The organism is Streptomyces sp. NRRL WC-3549 (assembly GCF_000721935.1).
Taxonomy (GTDB): Bacteria; Actinomycetota; Actinomycetes; order Streptomycetales; family Streptomycetaceae; genus Streptomyces.
The window spans coordinates 5,370-11,048 of sequence record NZ_KL585430.1 but is presented as its reverse complement, the minus strand read 5'-3'; the positions used below and the strand labels follow the sequence as shown (position 1 = coordinate 11,048).

Genomic DNA, 5,679 nt, shown 5'->3' with positions numbered 1-5,679 from the left:
GGTACGGATGCGGGCACGGGCCCGGCGGCGGGTACCGGTTCGCCCGGTGTCATCGTCTGCTCGCTCATATGTACTCCCCCGGGGACGCGATGTGGTCCATCTGGTCCTTGACCAGGCCCGCCACCGCCCTCTTGTCGAAGGGCTTGGAACCGAAGGCGCTGACGCTGACGCTCAGCTCGCCGTCGTACGCCACGCACTGCATGCCGTCGATCTCGACGGCGTTCCCGTCGTCGTCCTTCTCCCCGGGGACGAGGAAGCACGTGGTGTGCTTGTGCCCCTCGATCGTGGGGCCCTTCCGGAACAAGCCCACCGACTCCATCAGGCCCTTCTGGAACACATAGGTCTCACGGACGGCCTTGCGGTCGAGCATCTTGGTGATCGTCGTCCGGATCACCACGTCGGCACTGTCCGCGCTGTACGTCCGCACGGCGACGCCCTGGGTCTTGAGCTTCTCGATGCGCCGGTCGAACTCGCGCCGCTGCTTGCCGGCCAGGCCCCGGCCGGCCTCCTTCATGGCGGCGGTGGCCTTCTTCCCGCTGGTCTCGCCGTCGTTGCCCTCGGCCCCCTGGTCCGGGCCCAGCACGTACCCGTCGGGCACCGGGAGCAGCAACCGGCTCAGCTCCGTGTCGTGCCGGCCGGCCGCCACGTCGCCCGCGGGGTCCTTGCCCGGTGCCTGGTCGGCCTGCTGCCACACCTCGGTCCTCGCCGTACGGTCCGCGCCGTCCACCGTGGCCACGGTGTAGGCGCCGGCCCCGCCGACCGCGCCGAGCACCAGGACGAAGGGCAGCGCCGCGAGGACGGTCCGCCCGGCCTTCCGCGGCCGCGCGGCGACCGCGGGGACGGGGTCCGTACCGGCGGCGGGGGCGGTGGTGCCGGCATCCGTGGCGGCGGGAGCGGCGGCCGGGGCGGGGGCGTCCGCGGGAGCGTCTGCGGAGGCATCGGCAGGGGCGTCTGCGGGGGCAGCGGCGGGGGCACCCGTGGGGGTCCCGGTGGGCTCCTCGCCCTTGCCCGCCCCCGGCGTGGTCACGTCGTTCACAGTCGCTCCAGCTGTCGTTCGGCCAGGCTGCGGATGTCCTTCTTGCTGATGGGCTTCGAGTCGAAGACGTCGATCTCCATCATCACGTCGCCCCGCTGCGCGATGGCCCTGGCCCGGTACAGCGGCAGGTATCCCGGCTCGTTGTCGGCCTCGTAGAGGTAGTAGCGGCCGTTGCCGCTGCCCTTCAGAGGGTCGCCCTCGTTCCCGGCACCCACATCGCTCTCGCCCATGTACGACCGTTGTTGCTCGGCGTGCCCGACCGCGCCGGTGTGGACACCGCTGCGGAACTGGACGAGCAGCACGACCACGGAGCGGTCGCCGCGTTCCCAGGACGCGCCCGCGGCCCGGCGGAAGTCAGCGTCCAGGAGCTCCTCGTACATGAAGCCCTCGTCCTCGAAGGAGCGGGCGTACTCCTCCAGGCCCACCCAGCCGTCCTGGGAAAAGAAGTGCTCGCCCTCCTGGTAGCCCTTCGGCTTGGCCACCAGCAGCTTGCGCAGGTCACCGTCCGTGCGGACCAGCCGGTCCTCGTCGGCGGGAAGCGGTCCGGGCGCCTTGTCCGCGGGCAGTGCCTTCGCCGGATAGCCGAGACCCGGCTGCGAGAGCGCGGCCAGGGGTGTGGGGGGCCTTTCCGCCTGGACGCCGTACCCCACGGCGACCCCGCCGGCGATGCCGAGCAGCGCGGCGGCGGCGATCAGCAGCGTGGTACGGCCACGCGGGCGGCGCCGGACGGTCGCCGCCGGGTCGGCCGGGGCGGCGGACGACGCGCTGGGCGGCGGGACAGGCGTTGAGACGGCCGGCGGGACAGGCGGCGGGGCAGGGGTGGTGACAGACGGCGGGACAGACGGCGGGGCAGGGGTGGTGACAGACGGCGGGGCAGGGGTGGTGACAGACGGCGGGACGGACGGCGGGGCAGGCGTGGTGACGGACTTCACCACGGGCTGCGGGCCGGCCGACGTGTCGGGTTCCCCCGCCGGAGCATCGGGAATGGTGTCTTTCGGTTCCAAAAGGGTCCCCCCATAGAGACCTGAGGCGCGGGTTCCGTTACCCGCGCACACAGCTGACCCACAGGTGCAGGGGGAGGTTGTCCACCGGACGATTACAGTTCGGTACATGCCCAAGAAGCTCGTGATCAAGGTGACCGCCGGGGCCGACTCCCCCGAGCGCTGCTCGCAGGCCTTCACCGTGGCGGCCGTGGCCGCCGCCAGCGGCGTCGAGGTCTCGCTCTGGCTGACCGGCGAATCCGCCTGGTTCGCCCTGCCGGACCGGGCCGCCTCGTTCGAACTGCCGCACTCGGCGCCGCTGCCCGACCTGATCGAGTCGATCCGGGCGGGCGGCCGGATCACGCTCTGCACCCAGTGCGCGGCCCGGCGCGACATCACGGAGAAGGACGTGCTGGAGGGCGTACGCATCGCCGGTGCCCAGGTGTTCGTGCAGGAGGCCATGGCCGACGGCACCCAGGCACTCGTCTACTGACGGAGCGGGCGCCACGGGCCTGCCGGGGGCGGGCCCTCAGCGCGGGCGCTTCCTCCCGTCGAGCTCGTCCCACCACGCGTCCGACTGGGGGTCGCCGGTGCGCTCGGAGCGGCCGGAGCGGTCCGGACGGTCGGGACGGCGCCGGGGAGCCGACGGCGGGGGCGGCGGGGCCCGTGGAGGCGGCGGCGGATCGTCCCACCAGCGGTCCTCCGGGCCGCGCCGGTTGGCGACCATCGCGGCGACGGGCGGAATGACCATGGCGACCACACACAACGCCACCGCCGCCGGGATCGACCAGAGGCGGACGAAGGCCCAGGCGGAGACGAAGAGAGCCAGGCAGCCGCCCATCATCAGGAAGTAGGCGCGCCTTCTTCGGGCGTACATGTCTCCAGCGTAGAGCCGGATCCGCACCCCGGCAGAAGGCCGCCGCCCCGTGCCCGGAGCCCCCGCACAGCACGGAGGGCCGCGCCCCTCTCAGGTGGTCCAACCCCGGGGTGCGGCCCTCCGGCCGATTCCGTGCGCGCGGCCGCGCGCCGGCGCACTACACCGCGATGGCCACCTCGGACAGGCCGCCCGTCTGCGCCACGACCGTGCGGTCGGCGGTGCCACCCGGAACCAGGGCGCGGAGCGTCCAGGTGCCCTCGGCCGCGTAGAAGCGGAACTGCCCGGTGGCCGAGGTCGGGACCTCGGCGGTGAACTCGCCGGTCGAGTCGAGCAGCCGGACGTAACCGGTGACGGGCTCGCCGTCGCGGGTCACGCTGCCCTGGATGGTCGTCTCACCGGGCTTGATCGTCGAAGCGTCGGGGCCGCCGGCCTGTGCTCCACACATGGTGTTCTGTCCTTCTGGTCGGGGTCCTGCTGAACCGGTCCGGGGGGAGGCTTACTTGTTGGCGCCGAGCTCGATCGGCACGCCGACGAGGGAGCCGTACTCGGTCCACGAACCGTCGTAGTTCTTGACGTTCTCGACACCGAGCAGCTCGTGCAGCACGAACCAGGTCAGGGCCGAGCGCTCACCGATGCGGCACAGCGCGATGGTGTCCTTCGACAGGTCGACCTGCTCGTCCTCGTAGAGGGCCTTGAGCTCGGCGTCCGACTTGAACGTGCCGTCGTCGTTGGCGTTCTTCGACCACGGGATGTTGCGCGAGCTCGGCACGTGGCCGGGACGCTGCGACTGCTCCTGCGGGAGGTGCGCCGGGGCGAGCAGCTTGCCGCTGAACTCGTCGGGCGACCGCACGTCGACGATGTTCTGGTTGCCGATCGCGGCGACGACGTCGTCACGGAAGGCGCGGATCGAGGAGTCCTGCGGCTTGGCCTTGTACGCGGTGGCCGGGCGCGTCGGGACCACGTCGGTCAGGTCGCGGGAGTCCAGCTCCCACTTCTTGCGGCCGCCGTCGAGCAGCTTGACGTTCTCGTGGCCGTAGAGCTTGAAGTACCAGTACGCGTACGAGGCGAACCAGTTGTTGTTGCCGCCGTAGAGGACCACCAGCGTGTCGTTGGCGATGCCCTTCTCGGACAGGAGCTTCTCGAAGCCGGCCTGGTCCACGAAGTCACGGCGGACCGGGTCCTGGAGGTCCTTGGTCCAGTCGATCCGGATCGCGTTCTTGATGTGGTTCTTCTCGTACGCCGAGGTGTCCTCGTCGACCTCGACGATGGCGACCTGCGGGTCGTCGATGTGGGCCTGGACCCAGTCGGCGTCGACCAGGACGTCTGCGCGGCTCATGTGTTTCTCCTCCGGGGCAGTCTGCGGCGGGGTGGTGCGTGGTGCGAGGTGTACGGCGGGCGCCCGGCGTAGGCGCGCGTACGGGGAGGCACGGTTCGGCCCTGACGTCGTCGAAGGGCCGGGGGGAAACGGGAGAAGGTCCCGCTCAGAAGGTGCGACAGAGCATGGCGGCGACGCGGCACAGGTCTACTGCCCGCCGCTTCGTGAGGTCCGCCTGTCGCTTCATGGGTCCGATCGTAGGGAGGTACGGTCGGGAATGTCACCGCCGTGTCGGATTATGAGACGCGATCGTCCGGGATGCGAGACGACGAGGTGTACGGGCAGGGCGCCGGACTCACGGCCGGAGGCCGGGGCCGGTGAAGCATCTACGCCTCGGACGGGCTCGTCTCAGTATGCGGATCGTCGGCCGTCGCGCTTCCGCGGCTCCCACCCGGCCCCACCGGTTCCCGTCCGGTCCTAGTCCGGCCCCGCACCCGCCCCGCCCGGTTCCGCCCGGTTCCGCCCGGGGCGTCTGCCGGACCGCATCCCCCGGGCGGATCACCCGGTCAGCGCGAGGTCCGCACCGCTCATCGAGATCTCCAGGCCACCCGGGGTGACCTCGATCCCCTCCAGCTCCAGGCCCTCCGGCAGCCCGCCGACATTCCGTTCGAAGTCCGTCTTCTTGCGGACCAGGCCCTCCAGACCGGGGATCCCCTCGCCCGGGACCTCGTCGGCGTGCACCTTGACGGTGTCGCCGTGGACGAGGGTGACGGTGGAGAGCACACTGCGCGAGAGCTGCTTGCCCACCAGCGGCACCTGGACGGTTCCGGTGACCTTGACCTTGCCCTCGCCGCCGTAGGCGACGGTGACCCCGTCGTCGGCGGCCGCGGTGAGGTCCGCGTACGAGACGACGGCCGTCCCGGTGACCCGGGAGGCCGTCGCGCTGGTGTACCCGGCACCGAGCTTCACCTGGTGGAACCGGGCCCGTATCTCGCTGATCCGGATCGACCGGCCGGCCGCGCTGGCCTTGATGTCCTCGACCTTGACGTCGACCTGGTCGAGCTCGGATCCGGCGACCTGGGTCAGGAAGGGGAACCCCTTGATCGAGACCTCGGTGGACCCGGTCTCCGCCCCCGCGAACCGGACCCGGCCCTCGGCCTCCGACTCCGCGAAGTACACGGCGGCGCGGTCGACGGCGACGAATATCCCGCCCAGCACCACAGCCATGATCAGCAGTACTCGCAGTGCGCGCATGCCCCTTGCTCCCCACTCGGACCGGCCGGACCCTGGTGCGTCCGTGAGCGTACTGCCGTTGTCCGGCATGCCCTTCAGTGATCGACGGGGTTCGCGCACCGCCGGTTCCCTCCGCCCGCGATCCGGTGCAGCGTCAGGCCAGGACCCGCCCGTGAACGAGCGGCGTCAGGTGCGTGCTCTCGGGTGCCGGGCGTCGCGACGGGGCGAACCGTGGCTG

8 protein-coding genes are annotated in these 5,679 nt (G+C 71.6%); 1 reads left to right on the top strand and 7 read right to left on the bottom strand.

The window, feature by feature from the left end:
- Positions 1-64: 64 nt before the first annotated feature.
- Positions 65-1,036, bottom strand: coding sequence for a hypothetical protein (locus IH13_RS0130110; RefSeq protein ID WP_234433443.1), 972 nt, complete (start codon positions 1,034-1,036; stop codon positions 65-67).
- Positions 1,033-1,686 carry a hypothetical protein gene (locus IH13_RS0130105; RefSeq protein ID WP_324605203.1) on the bottom strand — a complete coding sequence of 218 codons (654 nt, stop codon included), beginning with the start codon at positions 1,684-1,686 and terminating at the stop codon, positions 1,033-1,035. The genes IH13_RS0130110 and IH13_RS0130105 overlap by 4 nt, the downstream gene beginning before the upstream one ends.
- A gap of 460 nt (positions 1,687-2,146) precedes the next feature.
- On the opposite strand from IH13_RS0130105, the gene IH13_RS0130100 reads away from it, so the two are divergent.
- The gene (locus tag IH13_RS0130100; protein WP_031089235.1) at positions 2,147-2,509 is read left to right on the top strand and encodes a DsrE family protein; all 363 of its coding nucleotides are present in this window, start codon (positions 2,147-2,149) and stop codon (positions 2,507-2,509) included.
- A 36-nt stretch (positions 2,510-2,545) separates the two neighbouring features.
- Here IH13_RS0130100 and IH13_RS0130095 read toward each other — a convergent pair whose 3' ends face one another.
- The 5 genes from IH13_RS0130095 to IH13_RS0130080 all read right to left on the bottom strand — a co-directional run bounded on the left by IH13_RS0130095 (position 2,546) and on the right by IH13_RS0130080 (position 5,462).
- Entirely contained in the window at positions 2,546-2,893 is a 348-nt protein-coding gene (locus IH13_RS0130095; RefSeq protein ID WP_031089234.1) for a DUF3099 domain-containing protein, read from the bottom strand.
- A 157-nt stretch (positions 2,894-3,050) separates the two neighbouring features.
- Positions 3,051-3,338 (bottom strand): DUF1416 domain-containing protein, encoded by a 288-nt coding sequence (locus tag IH13_RS0130090; protein ID WP_014047432.1) that lies wholly within the window; start codon positions 3,336-3,338, stop codon positions 3,051-3,053.
- Positions 3,339-3,389: 51 nt separating this feature from the next.
- A complete protein-coding gene (locus tag IH13_RS0130085) occupies positions 3,390-4,229 on the bottom strand; it encodes a sulfurtransferase (RefSeq protein WP_031089232.1) in 840 nt (279 codons plus the stop codon).
- A gap of 145 nt (positions 4,230-4,374) precedes the next feature.
- Positions 4,375-4,455: a putative leader peptide gene (locus IH13_RS46255; RefSeq protein ID WP_350310325.1), complete on the bottom strand. Its 81-nt coding sequence runs from the start codon at positions 4,453-4,455 to the stop codon at positions 4,375-4,377.
- Positions 4,456-4,766: 311 nt separating this feature from the next.
- Positions 4,767-5,462, bottom strand: coding sequence for an LmeA family phospholipid-binding protein (locus tag IH13_RS0130080; RefSeq protein WP_031089231.1), 696 nt, complete (start codon positions 5,460-5,462; stop codon positions 4,767-4,769).
- Positions 5,463-5,679: the final 217 nt, after the last annotated feature.